We start from the raw sequence: 22,520 nt of genomic DNA, 5'->3' as shown, positions 1-22,520 counted from the left end.
GCAATCAATTCGGAATCAACCCTGCGTCAGCGGCGCCAGCAGGCGGCGCAGCAGCTTCTGCGCGGTGCCGGACAGCGATTCGCGGCTCCAGCCGCTGTCGCTGCCGGTGGCCGACCAGACCACGTCGCCGCTCGACACGTCGATCAGCTGCAGCGAGATGCCGACGGCCGGCTCGCCATCCACGCCAACCTTGTAGCGCCATTCCTGCACGGCGCCGGTCAGCGCGTAGCGCGCGCGCTCGCCGCGTGCCCACTCGAGGGCCTTGCCCACCGACTCGCGCTCCGCCGGCTCGAACAGCGTTTCCGGGTTCAGGCTGGCCGGGTAGCGCTTGACGCTGGCGATACCGTTGGTCTTGAGCAGCGACTCGGTGATCGCTTCCGCGCGCAGGCCGGCCTGCGGCGTTTCCGTGTAGTTCACGATCGGCAGCATCGCCACCGTATCGCCGCGCGCGATCGCGGGCGCGCGGCCCACATCCGTCACCGCGCAGCCGCCCAGCCACAGCGCCGCGCCGAGCGCGCCGCACCACGCCACCAGGCGTCCCATGCGAGTCGTCATCCGCTTGTTCATCTCAATCTCCCTGTTTCTGCTGAAAGCGTTCATCGTGATCAATATAGCCAGCTCAATAGAGCCAGCGGTAGCGCAGGCCAACTTCGGTCAGCGGCGTGCCGCCATTGCGGGCGGCGGTTTCATGCGACCAGTACACCGACAGGTGGTCGTTACCGAACACCCTGCCGGCAATGCCGAGGCGCGCGCGGAAGTTCTGGCCCGCGCGCGTGTCGCGCAACAGGCCCACTTCCGCGAACGGACGGAATTTCTTGGTGTAGTCGTCGATCAGCTCGGTGCCGAAGTCGAACACCACGCCTGCCTGCGTGAAGCCGCGCGGCATGAAGAACGACGACGTGGTCTCGTCGTCATCGGCCGGCACCAGACGCTGCAGCCGCGGCGACAGCGTATTGCCGTTGGCGCTGTAGTTCGCGTGCGTGCCGACGAGGCGCACCGTGTAATCGGGATACGAGGTCCGGATGCGATAGCCGGCCTCGATGTCGTACACCATGCCGTGGCCGAGCACGGTACGGTCCTGACCGTAGAAATGATCGTACTGGACGCGCCCGCCGATGAACTCCCGCAGGCTCAGGCGATACTGGGCGCCGAGGCTGAACGTATCCTTGGCACCGCCCACGCGCAGGTAAGGCGATTCGTCGGCCTGCTGGTTGTAGCCGGCCAGCGTCGTGAACGTCAGCCGGCCATCCTGGTTCCAGTCGCCGAGGAAGCGCGCGGTGGTCATGTTGTCGAGACCATCGCGGCGACCCACGCCGATCAGGTAACGCTTCTGCGAGTCGCGATAGTTCAGCGCGAGTTCGGCGCGGCGGTCCTGCGAGGGCACGTTGACCAGCTGCGTCGGATCCGTCGAGCGCTGGTCGCGCCAGGTTCCGCGCAGGTTCAGCGCGTATCCGCCCCACAGGCGCGCGCCGCCGGACAGGCTGTACTCGAAGTATTCCAGCGGCTTCTGGTGCATGAACGTCACGCGCGGCTCGATGGCCTGCGCGTCGAACAGCAGCGCATCCTGCAGCGTGTCCTGCAGCACATCGTCCGTGCGCGCCAGATCCTGCGCGTTGAACGCGAGCGTCTGCGCGGCACCGAGGCGATCCAGCGCGCGGTTGGCCTCGATCCGGCTCGCGACCGGCACACGGCCGACCTGGCGCTCCAGAATACGGTCCAGCGCATTCAGGTCGTTGTTGTCCAGCGCGATCGAGATCTCGGCATACGCCGGACGCTGGAAGCGCTGCACGTATTGCCGCGCGAGCCACGCGCGCGCGAGTTCGTTCGACTCCGACGACATCGCCCACGCCAGGGCCACCTCGCGGCTTTCGGCCGAAATCGCATTCTGGCGGCGGCGTTCGCGCTCGGTCAGCGCCGTCGGCAGCTTGACCTCGAGCTTCGGCAGCCCCGGAATGTCGCCGAGCAGCGAGGGCGACTTCGGGTCGCTGGGCGAGGCATTGCGTGCGGCCACGATCGCGCGGTCGCGGCGCAGCATCTCGATGACGAGCGTCCGGGACACATCGCCGGACGCGAACGTCTGGCCCAGCGACACCATCTGCCGCTGCAGTTCGTTGCGCGACGGCAGGCCCTGCTCGTTCTCTTCGTTGTCGTCGTCTTCGTCGTCGGCCGCTTCCGCGCCCTTCAGACCGCCCTGCGCCCAGTTGTGATGGAGGTCGATCCACGCCTGACGGCGAATACGCCACGCCATGTCGTCCTGGCCGATGGCCTCGTAGGCATCGGCGGCCAGGCCCAGCCACAGCGGATCGGCCGACTTGCCGACGGCCATCTTGCGCAGGTAATGCAGCGCGGTGCGGCCATCCTGGAAACGCATCGAGCCGGCCGCATACGCGCCCCACAGGCTCGGATCGTCCTCGGCCTCGTTACGCAGGCGCGCCATCACGGCGCGCACTTCGTCGTCGGTGCCCATATCGACGAGCGCCCACAGCAGGCCCGCATACGTCTCGCTGTCCGCGTCGGGCAGGCTCACCGCGTGGCGCAGGTCGGCGAGCGACTTGTCGCGCTGGCCCGTGGCCCGGTAGTACTCGGCGCGGCGCATCACGAAGCGCGCGGACTGATTGGCCTCGCGGCGCTCTTCGGGCGTCAGGCCCGAGAGCAGGCGCTCCAGGCGAATCCATGCATGAGCGCGCGTGTAGTAGTAGACCGCGAGTTCGAGCTGCGACATCTTGTGATGCTTGTTCCAGCCCGCCTCCGCGATCCGCCCCGCATCGATCGGCGTCTTGTCGTAATACGCGATCAGGTTCGAGAAGTCGGCCTCCTCGGTGTCACGTACCTCGGACAGGCAGTCGTTGCGCGCGGCGCCGGCCGGCATCTTCATGCACTCGGCGTCCTGCGGCTGTCCCACCGAGATCAGCATCTGTCGATAGGCATCGCGCAGCAGTTCGTCGCGCTGCGTCAGCTTGGCGAGCTCCGTGAACGTGCGCCAGTACAACGTGTCCTTCGGGCCCGCCTTTGCGCGCGCCGGCAGCATCGCGTCCATGGCCTGCGAGAGGCGGCCCTTGACGTACAGCATGTTCGCGCGCTTGACCGCGTACTGCGGACTGGCGCCAAAGCGGCGTTCGAGCTGACCGTAGAGCGCGAACGCACGGTCGTCCTGCCCGGCGCGCTCGGCCAGTTCGGCATTGCGCTCCATCACCTCGCGCGCATGGGGGCCGTTGCTCAGGCTGTCGAGGAAGGCCATCGCGGCCTCGGGCTCGCCCAGGCGCTCGTACGCGGCCACCACTTCGTCGACAGTCTTGAGATCGCCGCGCGTCGCGCGGTGACGCAGCGCCGCCAGGTAGGCGCGATCGTCGGACAGACCGGGCGCGAGGCGCAACACGTTGTTCCACGCGCGTTCCTCGTTGGTCGCCAGTGCGTACTCGAGCCAGTTCTGCAATGCGATCGTCGGCTGGCGGTTCCATTCCGCGACCTGCGCCAGCCGTTCGCGCCATACCATCTGGCCCGGCAGCTTCTGCACCGCGGTCTGGGCGACGCGCATGGCCTGGTCGAGATTGCCGGCGGCGAGGAACACGCGGTACGCGAGTTCATAGTCGTCGGGATTGAACGGCTTGCCTTCGGCGGTGGCTGTCGCCACATCGGCCTTGGCCTGCGCCTGGGCCTGCGCTTGCGAGGGAGCTTGCGCGGCGGGGGCCTGCGCCGGACGCTCGTCGGCCACCTTGCGGATACCGAAGTCCTCGCCCATCGCCTCGCGGCGCGCAACGCCGCGCGGCCCATCGAGGTAGACGAAATTGCGCGCAAGCCACGGCTCGGCGTCGGAGACGCGACGCACGGCCGCCGCCATCGGCACGACGTGCGAACCTACGACATGGGCGTCGGCCACCGGCGCGGCCACGGGCCCGAGCACGGTGCCGTCGGCCAGATGCTGGCCCGTTCCGAGCGAAGACAGCTTGAGCAGCCGCTCCACATAGCGTGCCGCCACATCGGGACGGTTCGCCGCGAGCGCGAGCTTGGTCAGGTAGCGGAGCACATCCGGATCGCCGAGCAGCTTGCCGCCACGGCGGTCCGCCTCGATCAGCGCTTCTTCCAGAAGATTGCCCGACTGCAGCGTCTGCAGCGCCTGCAGGAACAGCTTGCGCTGCTCGTCCGGATTGGCTGCGCGGGCCTGCGCGTCGAACAGCGCGCGCGCGGACTCGCGATAATCGCCGCTGCCGAGCGCAATGCCCGCCAGTTGCTTGTTGTAGAAGTCCGCATGCGCGGGATCGCGTGTGGCCAGCGCCCGATACAGCTTGCCAGCCGAATCGGTCATGCCGGCCTGGCTGGCCTGCGTGGCCAGTCCCTGCAGCTCCGCCAGCGACCACCGCGCCAGCATGCGGTCCCCGGTCGCGGTCTCGAGCAGCGACTTCATGTGCGCCATGTGCTCGGCGCGCTCGGGCGTGTCCGGCTGTGCCGCGTAGGCGCGCTGCAGCGTAATGTCGATGCGCGTGCGCAGGATCGGGCCCGAGGCGTCGATGCCCTGCACGGACTGCATGCGGTCGAGGAGTTTCTCGGCGTCGTCGAGCCGGCCGCTGCGCGCATACTGTTCCGCCAGCACACCCATGAAGCTCACGTCATTGGGCGCGACGCGCGACCATGCCTCGAGGTAGGCGACGGTCAGGCCATCGACGGTGCGGCCCTGGCCGAGCAGACGCTCGCGCAGGGTCTCGCGCGGAAACATGAGGCCGAGGCCGATCCCCACCATCGCGGTGAAGGTCAGCACGAGCGCGGGCGGCAGGAGCCGCTCGCGCTCAACCGGCGCAACGGACTTCGACGGGTTGCTTGACATTGATTGGATCGGTAACCGCGGGAAGATCGAAACGCAGCGTATTGCGGTCGCGCACGCCCGTCACGGGCTTGCCATCGATCGTCACGCTGCATTGGCCGGCGTTGGCGAGCCGGAAGAAGGGCTTGAAGTAGCCGCCGAATGTAAAGCGCGTGACACCGCCCTCGCGCTTCCAGTCGCGCACGAGACCGTTCGCCTCGGCGATCTCCGGCACGACCGTCGTGGGCGTCGCCGCCATGTTGAAGCGCGCGTCGCCGCCGGACAGCTGGACGTACACGCCGCCACCCGGTGCCGGCGAACTGCCGGTCACGCCGCGCGCGCCGGCCACGTCGGGCTTGCCCTCGCCGGTCCAGCGCAGATTGCGCAGGTTGCCGTCGCCGCGCACGACCCACGCGCCGTTCGCGGGCGCATCGCCCGTGCCGTCGCCGAGTTCGCGCGCCACCGCCATCGTCTGCCAGTCGAGCACCTTGCGCACGTAGTCGGTCGAGTGAATCGGCATCAGCGGCTGGCTGAGGACGTAGTCGTAGACCTTGCGCAGCGCGCGCAGCGACGCGGCCTTGGTGCCCGAGTAGCTGTGGTAGTAGATGTTCACGGGCTTGAACCGGTACGGCTTGTCGGTCAGCTCGTAGGTCTCGATCACGCGCTCGAAGCCATAGAACGGGCCATGCCACAGGTTCGTGTAGATATTCTCGTTCTGGTTCGTCGCGAACACCTGGAACGTGTTCTCGGCCTTGTGGATGCCGAGCGGCGCGATCGCGGTCCACGACGGATTGCTCCGCGTGATCATCGTGTCGCCGCCGTTCATGTTCAGCACGCCGGCACGCTCGGTCAGCTTCAGCGCCTCGGGCGGCGCCTGGCAGTCGCCGGGCCACAGCAGCATCTTCACGGGCTTGCCCGGCGGCGCGAGCACGCGGTTGATATAGTCGATCGATCCGCCGATCTCGCGGTCGAGGCTCAGCCTGTAGCCCGGGATCGCAAGGTGATAGTCGTCGTCGCCTTCGGTAAAGCGAGCATTGCTCTGCTGCGGCTGCACCGTACGCGTCCACTCGAACGGATGGGAGTACGTGTGGCTCGCCACCTCGACGTATGGCTGCGCGAAGATCTTGCGCGCGATCGGCTCGAGTTCCGGCGACAGCTTCGGATACATGCCCGACTTGCCCACCTCGCCCTCGATCACCGACATGGTCATCGGCAGCTTGTAGCGGTCGAACACCTCGCGGAACAGCACCTCGCCCGAATAGCCGCCGCCGGGAATCTCGGCCTTCGACGCAAAGCCGTCGCCGTCGATATGGATGGTCAGCAGGCGGCGGCCGCTCTCCGTGGTCGTGTCGGGCACCGGCATGCGCGGCAGGCGCAGCGCTTCCGTCAGGAACTTCAGCGGCTCGACGACCCAGCGGTCCTGGTTCGTGGCCGTGTTCTCGCGGACCGCATAAGGGCCCATCACATACCCGCCCCACGGCATGATGGCCGCGGCATCGTAAGTGAGCGTGCCGGACTTCAGGCGCAGCAGCGAGCGCCCGCCTGCGTTACCGGGCATGTCGGGCACCTGCACCGAGATGGCCTCGGTACGGTCCGGCGCCACCGGCGTCTCGAAGCCCATCATCGCGTCCTGCGACACAATCTGCACGGGGCCGGCCACACGGCCCTTCACCGGCTTGAGGCTCAGCATGCGCGCGAGCGAACCGCCCACCTGCGCGCCGAAATCGTTGAGGAACACCACGGGCACACCTTGCGCGATGCGCTTCTCGACCCACGAGAAGAAGCGGCCGGGGTCCTTGGTCACGTTGCCGTTGAGCCAGACCACCACGCCCGCATAGCGGTCGGGTCCGATTTCCGGCAGCGGATCGCGCGTCTCGGCAAACTCCACGCGGTAGCCGAGGTAGTTCAGCGGCATCGAGACGAAGCGCACGCCGGCCGTGTCGTCGATCACGACGTCGGACTCGCTCTCCTGCACCACGAGCACGCGGCGCGGCATCACCTCGACGCGGCCGATACCGATCGTCTGCAGGCCGGGGTCGGTCACATAGGGCGTGATGCCGAGCGCGGAGATGCGGCGGGCCGTCTCGCGCGCGCACTTGCGGTCGAACGGCGGGCAATAGTCGATGGACACCACGGGCAGGCGATACTGCTCGCGCACGATACGCGCCTGGTTCAGCAGCCACTCGCGGTCCTTGTCGCTGACCTCGGTAAAGCGCGTACCGGCCTGGTCCCAGCCGCGGAACAGCGATTCGAACACGACCGCGTAGGCGAGGTCGTGCACCTGCGGCAGGATCTCGAAGCCGCGGTTGAACACGAGCTTCGCTTCGGGATAGCGTGCCTTGACCGCGCGCAGCACCTTGACCATGCCCGCTTCCTGACGCGCGCGCTCGGCGTCGGTCTTGGCGATCAGGTGATAGGAATCGAGCGTGTCGAGGAAGAAGCCGCGGTAGCCGCGCTCCCACAACGGCGCGATGACCTTTTCCACATAGAACTCGGCCCAGCCGTCGGCGGCCTGATCCACCACGCGTGCCTGCCAGGCGTCGTTGTTGCCCTTGAGCCAGCCAGCCGGAATGTCCTTGAAATAGCCACGGCTCGGCAGCACCTCGCCGACGCTCACGTAGGCGAACCACGCGGTATGCGGCGTGTTGGCGGTACGCGGATCGAACCCGCTATCCGGCTCGACCACCGCGGCATCGAAGGCCTGTAGCGCATCCACGGGCGGCTTGGCGCCATAGTGGAATGCAATGTCGAGCGTACCCTGCGCGGCTGCGCCGGTCCCGAATGCGGACAGCGCGATGGCAAGGGAAAAGCAGGAAGAAAGGCGCGACCACAGACGCGCCCAGGCCGTTCTGATTGTTGGCTTCACTGGCGGTTCCGCTTCTTCTTTCTGTTACGGCATCTCGCTGTGAACGCCCACCCCGTTGCGGACATTCACGATGCGCTGACCCAGCCTGATGCCGGCTTCGGCGACACGGTACCGTAAAACGGTCGTGGCGCAAGCAGGCAGGATGCTAGGCCATTCGTTTCAAACAGATTGTCAAAAATTGTGGCGAATAGGATCGCGGCGGACGCACGATATCCGCCGGTTTTGCGTGGTATGCATGATGTTCCCCGGTTCCTCTAAAGCGCCCATCATGCAGGTGCATGCGGCGCGGGTATTGGCACGGTGGCGCGTATATCGTCTCGCGGCCTTGTCGTTGGGCGTCATTGTCGCGGCATCGCAGCAACGCTGCCCATAGTCCATAAGGAGTAAGAAAGATGGAGTAAAGGAGGATGAGTCCTTCGAACACCGATTGCCAACATTGGCAACCTCGGCAACATCGACCGGCTATTCTTATGTCGGAATTTCATATATCCGATAACCCTAACCGAGCCGTGCGACCCAATCGGTAATTATTGTCGTAACTTTTTGGTAGATCTTGCAAGCGTCCGCGGCGATTGGGGGCATACCGTTGTATGACTTCCCGCTCCGTTCGGACAACGATAACGATACTTACCAGCGATTTAATCGGCGGGATGTCAGACAAAAGCCGATTCGAAGTCAAAAATCCTTATATCTGTCCTTTACAGACGTAAACGACTTTCTGCGTGAGCGAGGGCTTTGGCTGATTGACACCTTGGAAAAAACCGGCAGAATGATTCCCGCAAGCGAGTCGTTCCCGGCGTTATTCGCCATCGTTCTTTGTGGCTTTTGTGACCGCTTCGAACAGCTCGTCGATGTGTTCGCCGGCAACAAGTCGGCACCATGCGGCGGGCAATCACGCTCATCTGAAATTCAAGGTTGGATAGAAATATGGAAACCGGTACTGTCAAGTGGTTCAACGACGCCAAGGGCTTCGGCTTCATCACCCCGGACGCGGGTGGCAACGATCTGTTTGCCCACTTCTCCGCGATCGAGGGCGCAGGCTTCAAGTCGTTGAAGGAAGGCCAGAAGGTTCGCTACGTGAAGGCCATGGGCCAGAAGGGCGAGCAGGCTACGAAGATCCAGGCAGTGTGATACCGGTCTGTCCATCTCGGCCTCGGTCGTAAGAAAGGGCCCCGCGAATGCGGGGCCTTTTTGTTTGCCGATCGCCCCCGGAAATGGCACTTTCGCCACAAAAGGCGCCCCCACAGTGAAGTTGCTATAATCGCCCGACTCAAAATCCAGCGCCGTCCTGGCGGCAATCCCATTCGCGTGCCGAGGAAATCCGTGGCAGGTACAGACATCGCCTCGCCCGGCGGCCCCATTGCCGGGCCCGCCGCATCATCCGGCAGCTCGTTCCATACGGCGCTGCGCATCCTGCCGCCCTCGCAGCGGCAGGCCATGTTCGAGATCTACGCGTTCTGCCGCGCGGTGGACGATATTGCCGACGACGGCGATGCCCCCGAGCAGGCGCGCCTCGACGCGCTTGCGCAGTGGCGCGCCGACCTTGCCGCCTGCTACGCGGGCACCCCGCCCGCGCGGCTGCGCGCGCTCGACGTGCAGATTCGCGCATTCCGGCTCAAGCAGCAGGACTTCCTCGACGTGATCGACGGCATGACCATGGACGTGGTCGCCGATATCCAGGCACCGCGCGCCGAGACGCTGGATCTGTACTGCGACCGCGTGGCCAGCGCCGTAGGCCGTCTGGCCGTGCGCGTGTTCGGCCTCGAGGAAGCGCCAGGCATCGAGCTGTCGTACCATCTGGGTCGCGCGCTGCAATTGACGAATATCCTGCGCGACATCGACGAGGACGCCGCCATCAACCGGCTTTATCTGCCGGCGGAAGGCCTGGCGGCCGCCGGCATTCCGCGCGGTACGCCGAACGAGGTCATCGACCATCCGAATATCGATCGCGTATGCATCGCCCTGGCGCACGAGGCGCAAACGCATTACGACGCTTCGGCCGCGATCATGGCGCGCTGCCCGTCGCGCCTCGTGAAATCGCCGCGCATCATGTTCGACGTCTACCACGGCATCCTGACGCGCCTGCTGGCGCGCGGATGGCGCCCGCCGCGCGCGCGCGTGCGCGTGCCCAAGGCGCGGCTCGTCTGGATCCTGCTGCGGCATACGCTCTTCTGACCGCCCCGCCGCCACGAGATCCGCCGTCAACCCCGCTGTCAACCCGACACACAGATAAAACGATACAGATGAGATCGGCTGAAAAGCGTCGCTGCCCATCCATCGCAAGTACCGCCCCGAATTGATGAATCAGGCTGCATTGTCACCCCGCCCCATTACCGAGTCGCCGCCGCGCCCGGACGTCTCCGTCCGCGCCGCGCTGCCGGATCCGCTCGACGCCGGCATTGCCAGCGCCGTAGACGCGCTGCTGGACCAGCAACAGGCCGACGGTCACTGGGTCTACCAGCTGGAAGCCGACGCGACGATCCCGGCCGAGTATGTGCTGATGGTGCATTACCTCGGCGAGACGCCGAACCTCGAACTCGAGCGCCGCATCGGCCGATACCTGCGCCGCATCCAGAATGCCGATGGCGGCTGGCCGCTGTTCCATGAAGGCGCCGCGGACGTGAGTGCCTCCGTCAAGGCGTACTTCGCGCTCAAGATGATCGGCGAGGACCCGCAGGCCGAGCATATGGTGCGGGCGCGCAAGGCCATCCATGCGATGGGCGGCGCCGAGGCCAGCAACGTCTTCACGCGCACGATGCTCGCGCTGTTCGGCGTCATGCCGTGGCGCGCGGTGCCGATGATGCCGGTGGAGATCATGCTGCTGCCGGAGTGGTTTCCGTTCCATCTGTCGAAGGTTTCGTACTGGGCGCGCACGGTGATCGTGCCGCTGCTGGTGCTGAACAGCCTGCGCCCCCGCGCGCGCAACCCGCGCAAGATCGGCATCGACGAACTGTTCCTCAAGCCCGCGCGCACGCTGGGCCTGCCGGGCAAGGCGCCGCATCAGAGCCGTTTCTGGCACAGCGTGTTCACCGCGCTGGACGTCGTGGTGCGCGCGGCCGAACCGCTGTTCCCTCGCAGCGCACGCCAGCGCGCGATCGAACGCGCGCGCGCATTCACCGTGGAACGCCTGAATGGCGAGGACGGCCTGGGCGCGATCTTCCCGGCCATGGCCAACTCGGTGATGATGTTCGACGTGCTCGGTGTGCCGGCCGACGATCCGAACCGCGCGATCGCGCGCAAGTCGATCGACAAGCTGCTCGTCATCGACGAGGACGCCGACGAAGCCTACTGCCAGCCGTGCCTGTCGCCGGTATGGGATACCTCGCTCGCGGCCCACGCGCTGCTGGAAGCGCGCGAACCGCGCGCGATCGCGGCCGCCGCGCGCGGCCTCGACTGGCTCGTCCCCCTGCAGGAGCTCGACCTGATCGGTGACTGGGCCGTGCGCCGGCCCAATGTGCGTCCGGGTGGCTGGGCGTTCCAGTACCGCAACGCGCATTACCCCGACGTGGACGATACCGCGGTGGTCGGCCTGGCGATGCATCGCGCCGACAAGGAAGAAGGCACGCACCGTTACGACGAGGCGGTGGCGCGCGCGCGCGAATGGATGGTCGGCATGCAGAGCAGCAACGGTGGCTGGGGCGCGTTCGAGCCCGAGAACACCCATCTGTATCTGAACAACATTCCGTTCGCGGACCATGGCGCGTTGCTCGACCCGCCCACGGCCGACGTCTCGGCACGCTGTCTGGCGCTGCTGTGCCAGATCGGCGAGATGCCCGCCACGAGCGAACCTTCGGCGCGCGCGCTGCGCTATCTGCTCGACGAGCAGGAAGCCAACGGCAGCTGGTACGGCCGCTGGGGCACCAACTATATCTATGGCACGTGGAGCGCGCTGTGCGCGCTGAACGCGGCAGGCATGGGCGCGGATGCGCCCGAGGTCCAGCGCGCGGCCAGCTGGCTCATCGGCATCCAGAACGATGACGGCGGCTGGGGCGAGGACGGCGACAGCTACAAGCTCGAATACAAGGGCCACGAGCACGCGCAGAGCGTCGCGTCGCAAACGGCCTGGGCACTGCTCGGCCTGATGGCCGCGGGCAAGGGCCATCATCCAGCCGTGGCGCGCGGCGTCGATTATCTGCTGCGTACGCAGGCCTCGCACGGCCTGTGGGACGAGGCACGCTTCACGGCGGTCGGCTTCCCCCGCGTGTTCTATCTGCGCTATCACGGCTACGCACGTTTCTTCCCGCTGTGGGCGATCGCGCGTTTCCGCAACCTGCAGCGCGAAGGCAACGGTGCCCTCACCTGGGGCATGTGACAGATGACGGACGCCACGGTGCTCGCGGTGAGCGGGATGACGTTCGAGTCCCGCATCGCCGAGGGGCCGGGTGTCACGACGCTGCATGGGTTTCGCGACCGTCGGCTCGAGGAAAAGCTGGCCGAATTGCTGGCACGGCGACCGGGCACCCATCGCGGCGTGATCAGCATCGGCGTGGCGGGCGGGCTCGCACCACGGTTGCAGCCCGGCGCCGTGATCGTCGCCGCATCGGTACAGGATGGGGACACATTGCTCCCCTGCGACGCCGCATGGCATGACGCGCTGCGCGCCGCGCTGCCACACTCGGTGTCGGGGCCGATCGCGGGCATGGATGCCGCGGTGACCACGGTGGCCGACAAGGCCGCGCTGCATCGCACGCGCGGCGCACTGGCCGTGGATATGGAATCGCATATCGCCGCGCGCGCGGCACGCGATTGCGGGCTGCCGTTCGCGGCGCTGCGCATCGTGATCGATCCAGCCGAACGTCCGGTGCCGCCGCTGGCCGTGGCCGGTATGGCAGCCGATGGCAGCACCGATATCGGGGCCATCCTGCTGGGCCTGCTCAGGGCGCCGTGGGAGCTTGGCGGGCTGATGCGGCTGGGCCGCGACGCGGCGGCCGCGAAAGCGGCGCTGGCGCGTGCCCGCGCCATGGCGGGCATGGCACTGGGCGCGGCCCCGCACCCGGGCCAGCGCTAGTCGTCCAGCCTCGGCGACGATCGGTCGCCGGTATCAACCGCCGAACTTCCGCATGGCATCGCGGGCCAGACCCGAGCCGATGCCACCGAACAGATCTCCCTCCACGCGCCGCGCATGCGGCAGCAGATGCGACAGCCGCTCGCGCAGCATCGGCACGCTGCTGGAGCCGCCCGTGAACAGGATGGTGTCCACCTTGTCGCCGCCCACGCCGGCGTCGGCCAGCATATTGCGCACGGCGGTCTCCGTCTTCGTCACGAGCTTGTGGATCGACTGGTCGAAGTCGTCGCGCGTGATCGACAGCACGAGGTCCGGCGCGATGCGGCCCAGATCCACACTCGCCTCCTCGGTGTCCGACAGCGCGATCTTTGCCGCCTCCACCTGGATCGCCAGCCAGTGGCCCGCGCGCTCCTTGATCAGCCGGATCAGGCGGTCGAGCTTCTCGGTATCGGCCGCGTCGCGATAGTTGTCCATCACCACCGACCACGCCTTGCGCGTGTAGACCAGATTGATCGTGTGCCAGCTCGCGAGGTCGAAGTACTGGCTCGACGGCATTTCCTTGCCATTGCGCAGCGTGCTGCCGAGCCCGAGCAGCGGCATGGCACTGGCCAGGCTCAGCGCGCGGTCGAAGTCGGTTCCGCCGATATGCACGCCGCCGTTGGCGAGGATGTCCTCATGGCGGTCGAGCCGTTTCGCGCGCTCCGGCGACAGCCGCACGAGCGAGAAGTCGGACGTACCGCCCCCGATATCGGCGACCAGCACGAGTTCTTCATGCGAGATGCCCGCCTCGTAGTCGAATGCGGCGGCAATCGGCTCGTACTGGAACGCGATGTCCTTGAAACCCGCCTTGCGCGCGATGTCCGCGAGCGTGTCCTCGGCCAGCTTGTCCGCGACGGGATCCTCGTCGATGAAGTACACGGGCCGGCCCAGCACGGCCTGGGTGAACGTCGTGCCCGCGGCGGCCTCGCCACGGCGCTTGAGTTCGCCGATGAAGTGCGCGAGCAGGTCGCGGAACGGCATCGCGCGGCCCATGACCTCGGTGCTGTCGTCCATCATCGATGTGCCGAGCAGGCTCTTGAGCGAGCGCATGAGCCGCCCTTCGTAGCCGGCGAGATAGTCCGACAGTGCCGCGCGGCCGTAGGCGACGAGAGGATCCTCGGCGTGAAAGAAGATCACCGAAGGCAGCGTGGACTTGCCGTCCTCGAGCGGCAGCAATACCGGCTGACCGGGGCGCAACCAGCCCATCGTGGAGTTGGAGGTGCCGAAGTCGAGGCCGCAGGCGTGAGACATGACGGAATGCCGAATGGGGTGGTTTGGGGCGCCATTGTAGTGGACGCGGATGGCGGTACGTGGGTAGCGCGCGCCGCTTGACACGGACTACCGTCGCTTCTATTCTGCGCTTGTTCTTTCTTTAAGATCGTTGTTCTATCTTACAGAATAACGAAAACAAAGTTCCGGAGACTATTCCATGCATTCCGCCCCGCGCCGCGCCGCCATGCGCCGGCTCACCGCCATCGCCGCCACCCTTGCCGTTCCGAGCCTGCTGACCCCGATCGCCTCGGCCATCGCCGCGGGCTATCCGACGCAGCCGATCCGGCTGGTCGTGCCGTTCCCGCCCGCGGGCGGCACCGACGTGCTGTCGCGCCTGGTGTTCGACAAGGTCGGCCCGGCCGCGCACTGGACCGTGGTGGTGGAGAACCGCGCGGGCGCGGGCGGCAATATCGGTCTGGATGCCGTGGCCAAGGCCAAGCCGGATGGCTACACGATCGGCATGGGCCAGACCGCGAACCTCGCGATCAACCCCACGCTGTATCCCAAGCTGCCGTTCGACCCGATCAAGGACTTCACGCCCGTGGTGCTCGTGTCCGCGCAGCCCGTCGTGCTGATCGTGAAACAGGACGCCCCGTACAAGACGCTGGCCGAATTCGTGACCGCGGCCAAGGCGAAGCAGACGTCGATGGCATCGGCCGGCACCGGCACGGTCGGCCATCTGACTGGCGAGATGTTCCAGCGCCGCGCGGGCTTCAAGGCGCTCCACGTCCCGTACAAGGGCGCCTCCCCCGCGCTGACCGACCTCATGGGCGGCCAGACCGATTTCTACTTCGCCACGCCGCCCATCGCGCTGCCGATGCTCAAGGCCGGTCGCCTGCGCGCGCTGGCGGTGACCTCGCCCAAGCGCCTGGCGCTGCTGCCGAACGTGCCGACCGTGGCCGAGCAGGGCTATGCCGGCTTTGCCGCGGAAGACTGGAAGGCGCTGGTCGCGCCGGCCGGTACGCCCGCCGACGTGGTGGCGCGACTCAACGACGAAGTCAACAAGGCGCTCAAGCAGCCGGACACCATCGCGCGCATGCGCGAGGAAGGCAGCGAGCCGCGCGGCGGCACCGCGCAGGAGCTGGCCGCATTCATCAAGAGCGAGAACACCCGCTGGGGCGCCATCGTGCGCGAATCCGGCGCTCGCGTGGAGTAAGGAGGGTTTTCGATGCAGAAGCCGCTACGCAATATCCGCGTGCTGGACCTGACCAACGTGCTGGCCGGGCCGTTCTGCTGCCACCAGCTCGCGCACATGGGTGCGGAGGTCATCAAGGTGGAAACGCCGGGCACGGGCGACCTCGCGCGCCAGCTCGGCGCCGATGCCGAACTGAACAAGCGCCTGATGGGCGTGTCGTTCCTCGCGCAGAACCCGGGCAAGCGTTCGATCACGGTCAACTTCAAGCACGCGCAGGGCAAGGAAGTCTTCCGCAAGCTCGTACGCAGCGCGGACGTCGTGGTCGAGAATTTCCGGCCGGGCGTGATGACGCGCCTCGGGCTCGGCTACGAGGCACTGCGCAAGGAGAATCCGCGCCTGATCTATTGCGCGATCTCGGGCTTCGGCCAGGACGGTCCACTGTCCGATCTGCCCGCGTACGACCAGATCATCCAGGGCATGTCCGGCGTGATGAGCATCACCGGCGATGCGGATACCGCGCCCTATCGCGTGGGATATCCGGTGTCGGACACCATCGGCGGCATCACGGCCGCGTTCTCGATCGCCGCGTCGCTGGCCGATCATGAACGCACCGAGGGCTACTTCCTCGACGTATCGATGCTCGAGGCCACGCTCGCAACGATGGGCTGGGTCGTGTCGAACCATCTGATCGCGGGCAAGAACCCGTCGCCGATGGGCAACGAGAACATGACCGCGAGCCCGTCGGGCACGTTCCATACGGGCAATGGCCTGCTCAATATCGCGGCCAACAAGCAGGAGCAGTTCGAGGCCGTGTGCCGCGTGATCGGACGCCCGGACCTCGCCGCCGATCCGCGTTTCGCCGAGCGTCAGGCGCGCCTGACCAATCGTGGCGCGCTCAAGCAGGCGCTCGAGGCGGAACTGGCGGCCAGGTCCGCCACCGAATGGTGGCAGTTGCTCAACGACGCGGGCGTGCCCGCGGGACCCGTGATGGACGTGCCCGACACGCTCGCCCATCCGCAGGTGCGCGATCGCGGCATGATCGGGCACTTTGCCGACGTGCCCGGCGTGGGCCGCGACATCCGGCTCGTGCGCACGGGATTCAAGGTCAACCACGAGGCGCCGTCGGTCGACACGCCCCCGCCGCAGCTGGGCGAGCATACGGACGAGATTCTCGCGCAGCTCGGCTACGACGCCACGGACATCGCATCGCTCAAGGAGGCACGCGCGGTATGACGACAGAACACGACAAGCCGGCCATGGACGCCGGCCAGCAGGCATCGCAGGACTGGTGGCGCACCGAGATCATCGACATGCGTCCCGGCGAGATCCGCTATCGCGGCTATCCCATCGAGCAACTGATCGGACGCGTGTCGTTCGCGCAGATGATCTGGCTGATGCTGCGCGGCGAACTGCCCGCGCGCCGCGAGGGCGAACTGCTGGACGCCGCGCTGATGGCGGCCGTCGATCATGGCCCGCAGGCCCCGAGCATCGCCATCGCGCGCATGGCGGCGACCTGCGGCGTGGGCCTCAACAATGCGATGGCTTCGGCGGTGAACGTGCTCGGCGACGTGCACGGCGGTGCGGGCGAGCAGGCGGTGGAGCTGTACCAGGACATCGCGCGGCGCATCGACGATGGCGCACCGCAGGAGGACGCGGTTGCGGCAGCGCTGCAGCACTATCGCGATCTGCACGGCAAGTTCGTGTCGGGCTTCGGCCATCGTTTCCACCCGCTCGACCCGCGCGCGCCGCGCCTGCTCGAACTCGTGGATGCGGCCGCGGCCGATGGCGTGGTGTCCGGGCGTTACGCGAAGATCGCGCGCGCGGTGGAAGCCGCGCTCGGTGCCGGACGCAGCAAGCCCATTCCGATGAATATCGATGGCGCCACCGCGGTGATCTATGCCGAGCTCGGCTTTCCGGCGCCGCTCGCGCGCGGACTGTTCTGCCTGTCGCGTTCGGTCGGCATCCTGTCCCATGCGTGGGAGCAAACCCAGCAGGGCGGCCGCAACAAGGGACCGATTCCGCGCCAGTTTCTGTGGACGTACGACGGCAAGCCGCAGCGCGACGTGGAAGTCTGAGCTACCGGATCTCCGGATAGCCGTCGATCGGCGTCAGCAGCACGTCGTAGGCTGGCAGATCGGGTTCCACGAAGCGATCGATGCAGACATCGTCGAGCAAGGCGCGATACCGGGGATCCTCGCCGGGCGCGCCGAGCGAAACCAGCTTGTCGACGAGCAACCGCCGGTCTTCCGCCGGCAGGCTTTCCGCGGCCACCAGCAGCGGGTTCGGCGTCCATGGCGTGGCGCCGACGGTCTGGATGCCCGCCAGCGCCGCCGGGTCATGGCGGCGCAGCAGGTCGAGGTAGAAGCCGTCCAGCGCGGTCACGTCGATCTGCCGCTGGCGCAGCGCATCGAGCGTGCGTGCCGGCGTGTCGAGCGGGCCGATCGAGGCACCGAACAGCGGTCCCCGCTCGCGCGCGAAGGGGGCCAGCGCGCGCCGGGCTGCCTGGTAGCCCGACTGCGAGTGCTCGGCCATCCAGCCGAACCGATGGCCGAACGTATCGTCAAGCGTGTGCCAGCCCGATTCCGCGCGCACGAGAAATTCCGAGCGATAACGCGCGTGCCCGCGCAGCACGGGTGCGACGAGCGGCACCACGGGCGCCGCCCCCCGCACGAACGGCAACCCGCACATGAATCCGCACACGAGGTCCCGCCGCTGCCAGAGATCGGTCAGCGGCGCGGGCCATGCATGCGGAATGACCTCCACGGGCCAGCGCAGGTCCTCGAATACCTGCACGAACAGCGCCTGCCACGCGACCGCGACCGCGGGCGTGGCGTTGTACATGCGGAACGATGCAATGCCGCTGGCCATGCCGGGTCCTCGCTGTCGTCGTCAGGCGAAGCGCAGCGACTGGCCGATGCCGAGCGCGCGCGCCTTGGTCAGCATCGCATGGCCCAGCGCGATATCGGTCGTCGACAGGCCGCGATGCCAGAACAGGATCGTCTCGTCGTCGCGCTCGCGGCCGGGCTTCATGCCGGCGACGATCTGACCGAGTTCCGCATGCAGGTTCTCCTCGTTGAGGCGTCCGCTGTCCACATGCTGGCGCAGCGCGCCGAACGGCAGGCCCTTGCGGCACTGACCCCAGTCATCGACGACCATCTTGCTCATGATGTCCGTCAGCGACAGTTCCACCGCGCTCATGGTGCCGTACGGAATGACGAGCGCACCGGGCTTGATCCATTCGGTCAGCAGCATCGGCGTCGGCGCGGGCAGGCGCGAGGCCTCCACGACGATATCGGCGCCGCGCACGCACGATTCCCAGTCCGTGGTCACGATCACCGGCTTGCCGAGGTCGCGCGTGAGCCGCGCCGCGAACGCGTCCCGGCTCTCCGGGCGGCGCGAGTGCACGCGAATCTCGTCGAAATCGAAGATCGAGTCGAGCAGCCGGACGTTCCAGTAGGACGTACCGCGCGCGCCGATATGCGCAAGCACCTTGCTGTTCTTGCGCGCCAGATGGCGGGCGCCGAGCGCGGTCACCGCGCCGGTGCGCATATCGGTAATCGCCGTGGCGTCGATCATCGCGAGCGGCACGCCGTTGTCGGGATCGAACAGGTTGAGGATAGCCATCTCCGACGGCAGCCCCTGCTTGTAGTTGTCCACATAGTCCGACACCACCTTCACGCCGGCCACGTGCAGCGGGCGGATATAGCCGCGCAGCACGTTGAAGTGGCCCTTGTCGGACGACTCGGGCACGAGGTGCACGCGAGGCTCGATGACGGTCTCGCGGCGGCCCTGCGCGGCCAGCGCGGATTCCACGGCGGCGAGGATCTCGGCATCGGTCAGCGCCAGCTTGGCCACGTCCGGACCGTTGAGGTAGGTCAGGTGAATCTGCTTCTCTTCCACTTGGGGGTCTCCTTACTGCAGGGGCGGAATATTGGCGCGATGCACGATCGCGCGCCATTTGAGCGTCTCGCTCGAGATCTGCGTGCCGAAGGCCTGCGGCGTGCTGCCCACGGGCTCGAGGCCCAGGCCGTCGAGTTTCTCGCGCACGTCGGGCTGGCGCAGCACGGCGGCCACGTCGGTCTGCCATTTGCGCACGATCGCGTCGGGCGTGCCCTTCGGCGCGACGAGCCCGTACCACGAGGTGACATCGAAGCCCGGGTAGCCGGACTCCGCCACCGTCGGCACGTTGGGCAGCTGCGGCAGGCGGCGCGGACCGGCGATGGCGATCGGCACGAGCTTGCCCGTGCGGATATGCTGCAGCACGGTCGAAATGCCGCCGAACATCATCTGCACCTGTCCGCCAAGTACGTCGTTGAGCGCGGTGGCCATGCCGTTGTACGGCACGTGCACGGTCTTGATGCCCGCTTCGAGGTTCAGCAGTTCGCCGGCCAGATGCGCGCCGCTGCCGTTGCCGGGCGATGCGAAATTGAGCTCGCCCGGATGCGCCTTCGCATAGCCCACGAGGTCCTTGAGCGTGCGCGCATGCACGGCCGGATTGACCACGAGCACGTTCGGCGAGGAAGCGAGCATCGTCACGGGCACGAGGTCACGCACCTCGAAGCCCAGTTTCGGGAACAGGATCGGATTGACGGTCAGGTTGCCGGCGGGCGCGAGGCCCAGCGTGTAGCCGTCCGGCGCGGCGCGCGCGACCATCTCCATGCCGATGTTGCCGGCCGCGCCGGGCTTGTTATCGACGACGATCGACTTGCCCCACTGCTCCGACAGCTTCTGCCCCACGAGGCGCGGCAGGGCATCCGCCACGCCGCCCGCCGCAAACGGCACGACGATGCGGACCGGTTTCGACGGATAGGCGGCGTTGTCCCCCTGCGCGCTGGCGCCGGACATTCCGGCCAGCATGGTCCCAGGCAGCATCAGCCATGCCGCCAACTTGTATGCAAATCGATTCACGCTAAAGCTCCCCGTGTAAGCGTTGTGGCCCGAATGTTAAGCAGCTTGTCTAACACTGTATAGACAGGTTTTCGCAAATCGAAAAGCGTTTTTCGCATAAGGCCGAAATGGCACCGGAATGGCGCGTCAGCGGCGCCCGCGTGACGTGCCGTGGTGCGGACTACACCGAGATGGGGAGGGGGTCGGGCTCGCGGAGCGGCAGCATGGTGTCGGTATCGGATGACGTTACCGGCACTTCGTCCATCACACGGGAGGCGATCACGAACTGGTCGCGGCCACGCTCCTTGGCGCTATAGAGCGCGCGGTCCGCTTCCGCGAAGAGTCCGCGCCAGATCACGTCGCGCGCGCCGGTCGCGGCACGGAGCTGGGCCACGCCGATACTGACGCTTGCGTAGCGCTCGCGGCCCGGCAGCGGGATCGCGCGCACCTTGCGCAGAATGCGGTTGGCCAGCGCCGTGGCCTGCAGTTCGTCCGTGTGCGGGCACAGGATGCAGAACTCCTCGCCGCCGTAGCGCGCGGCGATATCGGAGGCGCGGCGCGAATGGTCGAGCGCGGCGGCGATTTCGCGCAGGATGCCGTCACCCGCATCGTGGCCGAACATATCGTTGACCTGCTTGAAGTGATCGACGTCGATCACGAGGCAGGACAACGCCTCGCCATCCCGCTGCCAGCGTGCAATCAGGCTGGCTGCCGACTGGTCGAGGGCGCCACGGTTGAGCAGGCCCGTCAGCGCATCGACGCGGGCGCCGTTTTCGTTGAGGGCGATGATCTGCTCGGTGGCCATCATGCAGAAGCCGAACAGGCCGAGCAGAACGGCCATCATGGCGGCGATCATCGACAGCAGCGGCCAGGCCATGCCCGATGGCTGCATGAAGAACGGCGTCACGGCGGCGCCATCGCCCGAAATGGGGGAGGCGAACGAGGTCAGCGCCACGACCTGACCGGCCAGCAGCACCAGGTGCGAGACCATGACGACGGGGCCGCCAATGCCCGTGCGGCCGCGATCGCTGCGGAGCATGATCACGATGGTGCTGAACGAGACCATGGCGAGGACACCATAGGCCAGCGCGTGGACGAGCAGCCGGGCGTCGGACAGGCCCGTGGCGATGACCAGCAGCGTCACCACGACGAGGCCGAACAGGCGCAGGGGGACGGTATGCGGCGGCAAGCCGTAGAACGTGCGCACGCCGCGGTAGATCGTCAGGCGGCCGAGGATGTAGCAGCCGGCGCCCAGGGCGCTCAGCTGGAGGGCGCCGGGCGGCGCGATCCCGTGTTGCGGATAACCGGGGTGCAGCAGGTCGTAGCCCGCCGTGCATGCCACCACGAGCAGCCCGGCGGCGGACGCGACCACATGGCCGAGCGCCCATTGGCGTCCCGCTTCGCTGGCGCGCAGGGCGACGACCAGCCCTGCCGACATCAGCAGCGTGCTGGAGAACACCACCATCATGACGACGACGATCGTCTGCTGGGCCAGTTGCACGGGTTTCCTCGATCAGACGGCGCGCGAAAACGCGAATCATAACGGCGCAGTCTTAGGGCAGGCACCCCCGACAAGGGGTGCATTCGCATGCAAGCAACGGATGGATTGGCCATCGCCCCCGATCGGACGCGGGGAGACCCTCTCGACGGGAAGAGAAAACCGTCAGTCCTTGGACGAACCTTCGGTCAGCGGCGTCTCGGTCGCCGGCGCAAAGTCCGGAAAGGTGCCGCCCAGCGCCTTCGTCAGCTGCCGCGCGGCATCGAGGACCTGGTCGCGGAAGGTCACGGAGAAGCGTGGCGTGGGGCACGTCAGCGTCAAGGCCCCGCGCAGGTCGCCCGCCGGGCCGAAGACCGGTGACGATACCCCGGCGATATCGGGACTGCGGTCGCCGACCAGCGCGATCACGCCTTCGTCGCGGATCCGCTGGTAGATCTCTCCGCGCGCGCCCGCAAACGCCCGCAACACGCGCCCGCCCGCGCCACGGTTACGCGGCAGCACATCGCCCGCACGGATATGGTCGCGCACGGGCTGCGGGGAATCCACGCGGTACAGGCAGAGCCGATGCTCCCCCTGCTCGATATGGAACGCCGCGGACTCCCGCGTCACCTGCACGAGCTGCCGCAGCGCCGGCACGACCACGGCCTCGAGCGAGAACGACGCCGCATACACGGCATTGAGCCGCGCCACTTCGGGCCCGAGCCCATAGCGGCCGTCGGGCAGCCGCTGCACCAGCCGCGCGTGTTCCAGCGAGGCCAGCAGCCGCAACAGCGTGCTCTTGTACAGCCCGCTGCGCACCGCCAGCTCGGCCAGGCCAAGCGCACTGTCGCCCTCGCGAAACACCGACAGGACGAACAGCGCCCGGTCCACGGCGACAGCGCCCCCTTCCGCGGCATGCTTGTCGGCTTCGGAGAGTTGGGCGGCTTTACGTGGCATTGGCGTTGGATGTCAGTACCGGCTTCACCGGAGGCGCACGCCGGAAGCGGCTTGCGCGGCATGTTGGAACGTTTGACCACCGTATAG

General features: G+C 67.3%; 16 protein-coding genes. 7 read left to right on the top strand and 9 right to left on the bottom strand.

Translation table 11 applies throughout. The features are described 5' to 3' along the window. Positions 1 to 15: 15 nt before the first annotated feature. The 3 genes from AAHB16_RS05145 to AAHB16_RS05135 are packed head-to-tail and all read right to left on the bottom strand — an operon-like array spanning position 16 to position 7,592. Positions 16 to 567 carry a penicillin-binding protein activator LpoB gene (locus AAHB16_RS05145; protein WP_342050286.1) on the bottom strand — a complete coding sequence of 184 codons (552 nt, stop codon included), beginning with the start codon at positions 565 to 567 and terminating at the stop codon, positions 16 to 18. 52 nt (positions 568 to 619) lie between these two features. Then, on the bottom strand, positions 620 to 4,819 hold the full coding sequence (locus AAHB16_RS05140; protein ID WP_342050285.1) for a tetratricopeptide repeat protein: 4,200 nt from the start codon (positions 4,817 to 4,819) through the stop codon (positions 620 to 622). Further along, entirely contained in the window at positions 4,782 to 7,592 is a 2,811-nt protein-coding gene (locus tag AAHB16_RS05135; RefSeq protein WP_223851820.1) for a bifunctional glycoside hydrolase 114/ polysaccharide deacetylase family protein, read from the bottom strand. Before AAHB16_RS05135 ends, AAHB16_RS05140 begins: the two co-directional genes overlap by 38 nt. Before the next feature lie 996 nt (positions 7,593 to 8,588). On the opposite strand from AAHB16_RS05135, the gene AAHB16_RS05130 reads away from it, so the two are divergent. The 4 genes from AAHB16_RS05130 to AAHB16_RS05115 all read left to right on the top strand — a co-directional run bounded on the left by AAHB16_RS05130 (position 8,589) and on the right by AAHB16_RS05115 (position 12,669). After that, positions 8,589 to 8,792: a cold-shock protein gene (locus AAHB16_RS05130; RefSeq protein ID WP_011301065.1), complete on the top strand. Its 204-nt coding sequence runs from the start codon at positions 8,589 to 8,591 to the stop codon at positions 8,790 to 8,792. A gap of 192 nt (positions 8,793 to 8,984) precedes the next feature. Then, positions 8,985 to 9,836, top strand: a complete 852-nt coding sequence (hpnD, locus tag AAHB16_RS05125; RefSeq protein WP_150376702.1) for a presqualene diphosphate synthase HpnD — start codon at positions 8,985 to 8,987, stop codon at positions 9,834 to 9,836. A 124-nt stretch (positions 9,837 to 9,960) separates the two neighbouring features. Beyond that, the gene (gene shc / locus AAHB16_RS05120) at positions 9,961 to 11,973 is read left to right on the top strand and encodes a squalene--hopene cyclase (protein WP_150376700.1); all 2,013 of its coding nucleotides are present in this window, start codon (positions 9,961 to 9,963) and stop codon (positions 11,971 to 11,973) included. A gap of 3 nt (positions 11,974 to 11,976) precedes the next feature. Continuing rightward, on the top strand, positions 11,977 to 12,669 hold the full coding sequence (locus AAHB16_RS05115; protein WP_342050284.1) for a phosphorylase: 693 nt from the start codon (positions 11,977 to 11,979) through the stop codon (positions 12,667 to 12,669). A gap of 33 nt (positions 12,670 to 12,702) precedes the next feature. Here AAHB16_RS05115 and AAHB16_RS05110 read toward each other — a convergent pair whose 3' ends face one another. Continuing rightward, entirely contained in the window at positions 12,703 to 13,956 is a 1,254-nt protein-coding gene (locus tag AAHB16_RS05110) for an Hsp70 family protein (RefSeq protein ID WP_342050283.1), read from the bottom strand. 178 nt (positions 13,957 to 14,134) lie between these two features. Between AAHB16_RS05110 and AAHB16_RS05105 the strand changes: the two genes are divergently transcribed. From AAHB16_RS05105 to AAHB16_RS05095, 3 genes are read left to right on the top strand one after another with little or no spacing between them, the layout of a single operon-like run. Then, the gene (locus AAHB16_RS05105; protein ID WP_411859859.1) at positions 14,135 to 15,133 is read left to right on the top strand and encodes a Bug family tripartite tricarboxylate transporter substrate binding protein; all 999 of its coding nucleotides are present in this window, start codon (positions 14,135 to 14,137) and stop codon (positions 15,131 to 15,133) included. Positions 15,134 to 15,145: 12 nt separating this feature from the next. Further along, positions 15,146 to 16,345, top strand: coding sequence for a CaiB/BaiF CoA transferase family protein (locus AAHB16_RS05100; protein ID WP_150376694.1), 1,200 nt, complete (start codon positions 15,146 to 15,148; stop codon positions 16,343 to 16,345). Further along, positions 16,342 to 17,187 carry a citryl-CoA lyase gene (locus AAHB16_RS05095; RefSeq protein ID WP_150376692.1) on the top strand — a complete coding sequence of 282 codons (846 nt, stop codon included), beginning with the start codon at positions 16,342 to 16,344 and terminating at the stop codon, positions 17,185 to 17,187. Before AAHB16_RS05100 ends, AAHB16_RS05095 begins: the two co-directional genes overlap by 4 nt. 1 nt (position 17,188) lies before the next feature. Here AAHB16_RS05095 and AAHB16_RS05090 read toward each other — a convergent pair whose 3' ends face one another. The 5 genes from AAHB16_RS05090 to AAHB16_RS05070 all read right to left on the bottom strand — a co-directional run bounded on the left by AAHB16_RS05090 (position 17,189) and on the right by AAHB16_RS05070 (position 22,433). Next, complete coding sequence (locus tag AAHB16_RS05090) at positions 17,189 to 17,980, bottom strand: phosphate/phosphite/phosphonate ABC transporter substrate-binding protein (RefSeq protein WP_342050282.1); 792 nt, start codon at positions 17,978 to 17,980, stop codon at positions 17,189 to 17,191. Positions 17,981 to 18,001: 21 nt separating this feature from the next. Next, a complete protein-coding gene (locus AAHB16_RS05085) occupies positions 18,002 to 19,012 on the bottom strand; it encodes an ornithine cyclodeaminase family protein (protein ID WP_150376688.1) in 1,011 nt (336 codons plus the stop codon). 12 nt (positions 19,013 to 19,024) lie between these two features. Then, entirely contained in the window at positions 19,025 to 20,020 is a 996-nt protein-coding gene (locus AAHB16_RS05080) for a Bug family tripartite tricarboxylate transporter substrate binding protein (RefSeq protein ID WP_223851630.1), read from the bottom strand. A 160-nt stretch (positions 20,021 to 20,180) separates the two neighbouring features. Further along, positions 20,181 to 21,500, bottom strand: a complete 1,320-nt coding sequence (locus AAHB16_RS05075) for a GGDEF domain-containing protein (protein ID WP_342050281.1) — start codon at positions 21,498 to 21,500, stop codon at positions 20,181 to 20,183. A 162-nt stretch (positions 21,501 to 21,662) separates the two neighbouring features. Continuing rightward, positions 21,663 to 22,433, bottom strand: coding sequence for an IclR family transcriptional regulator (locus AAHB16_RS05070; RefSeq protein WP_150376684.1), 771 nt, complete (start codon positions 22,431 to 22,433; stop codon positions 21,663 to 21,665). Between the last annotated feature and the right edge of the window lie 87 nt (positions 22,434 to 22,520).

The sequence above is a fragment of the Cupriavidus sp. OTU4054 genome (assembly GCF_038440175.1).
Classification (GTDB): Bacteria; Pseudomonadota; Gammaproteobacteria; order Burkholderiales; family Burkholderiaceae; genus Cupriavidus; species Cupriavidus pauculus_D.
The sequence above is the reverse complement of the archived record's forward strand: the minus strand, read 5'-3'. Positions and strand labels throughout refer to the sequence as shown.

Coding starts and splice junctions, on each gene's coding strand:
- AAHB16_RS05145 (WP_342050286.1), bottom strand. CDS start 567: ATGAACAAGCGGATGACGACTCGCATGGGACGCCTGGTGGCGTGGTGC.
- AAHB16_RS05140 (WP_342050285.1), bottom strand. CDS start 4,819: ATGTCAAGCAACCCGTCGAAGTCCGTTGCGCCGGTTGAGCGCGAGCGG.
- AAHB16_RS05130 (WP_011301065.1), top strand. CDS start 8,589: ATGGAAACCGGTACTGTCAAGTGGTTCAACGACGCCAAGGGCTTCGGC.
- shc (WP_150376700.1), top strand. CDS start 9,961: ATGAATCAGGCTGCATTGTCACCCCGCCCCATTACCGAGTCGCCGCCG.
- AAHB16_RS05115 (WP_342050284.1), top strand. CDS start 11,977: ATGACGGACGCCACGGTGCTCGCGGTGAGCGGGATGACGTTCGAGTCC.
- AAHB16_RS05110 (WP_342050283.1), bottom strand. CDS start 13,956: ATGTCTCACGCCTGCGGCCTCGACTTCGGCACCTCCAACTCCACGATG.
- AAHB16_RS05105 (WP_411859859.1), top strand. CDS start 14,135: ATGCATTCCGCCCCGCGCCGCGCCGCCATGCGCCGGCTCACCGCCATC.
- AAHB16_RS05100 (WP_150376694.1), top strand. CDS start 15,146: ATGCAGAAGCCGCTACGCAATATCCGCGTGCTGGACCTGACCAACGTG.
- AAHB16_RS05095 (WP_150376692.1), top strand. CDS start 16,342: ATGACGACAGAACACGACAAGCCGGCCATGGACGCCGGCCAGCAGGCA.
- AAHB16_RS05090 (WP_342050282.1), bottom strand. CDS start 17,980: ATGGCCAGCGGCATTGCATCGTTCCGCATGTACAACGCCACGCCCGCG.
- AAHB16_RS05070 (WP_150376684.1), bottom strand. CDS start 22,433: ATGCCACGTAAAGCCGCCCAACTCTCCGAAGCCGACAAGCATGCCGCG.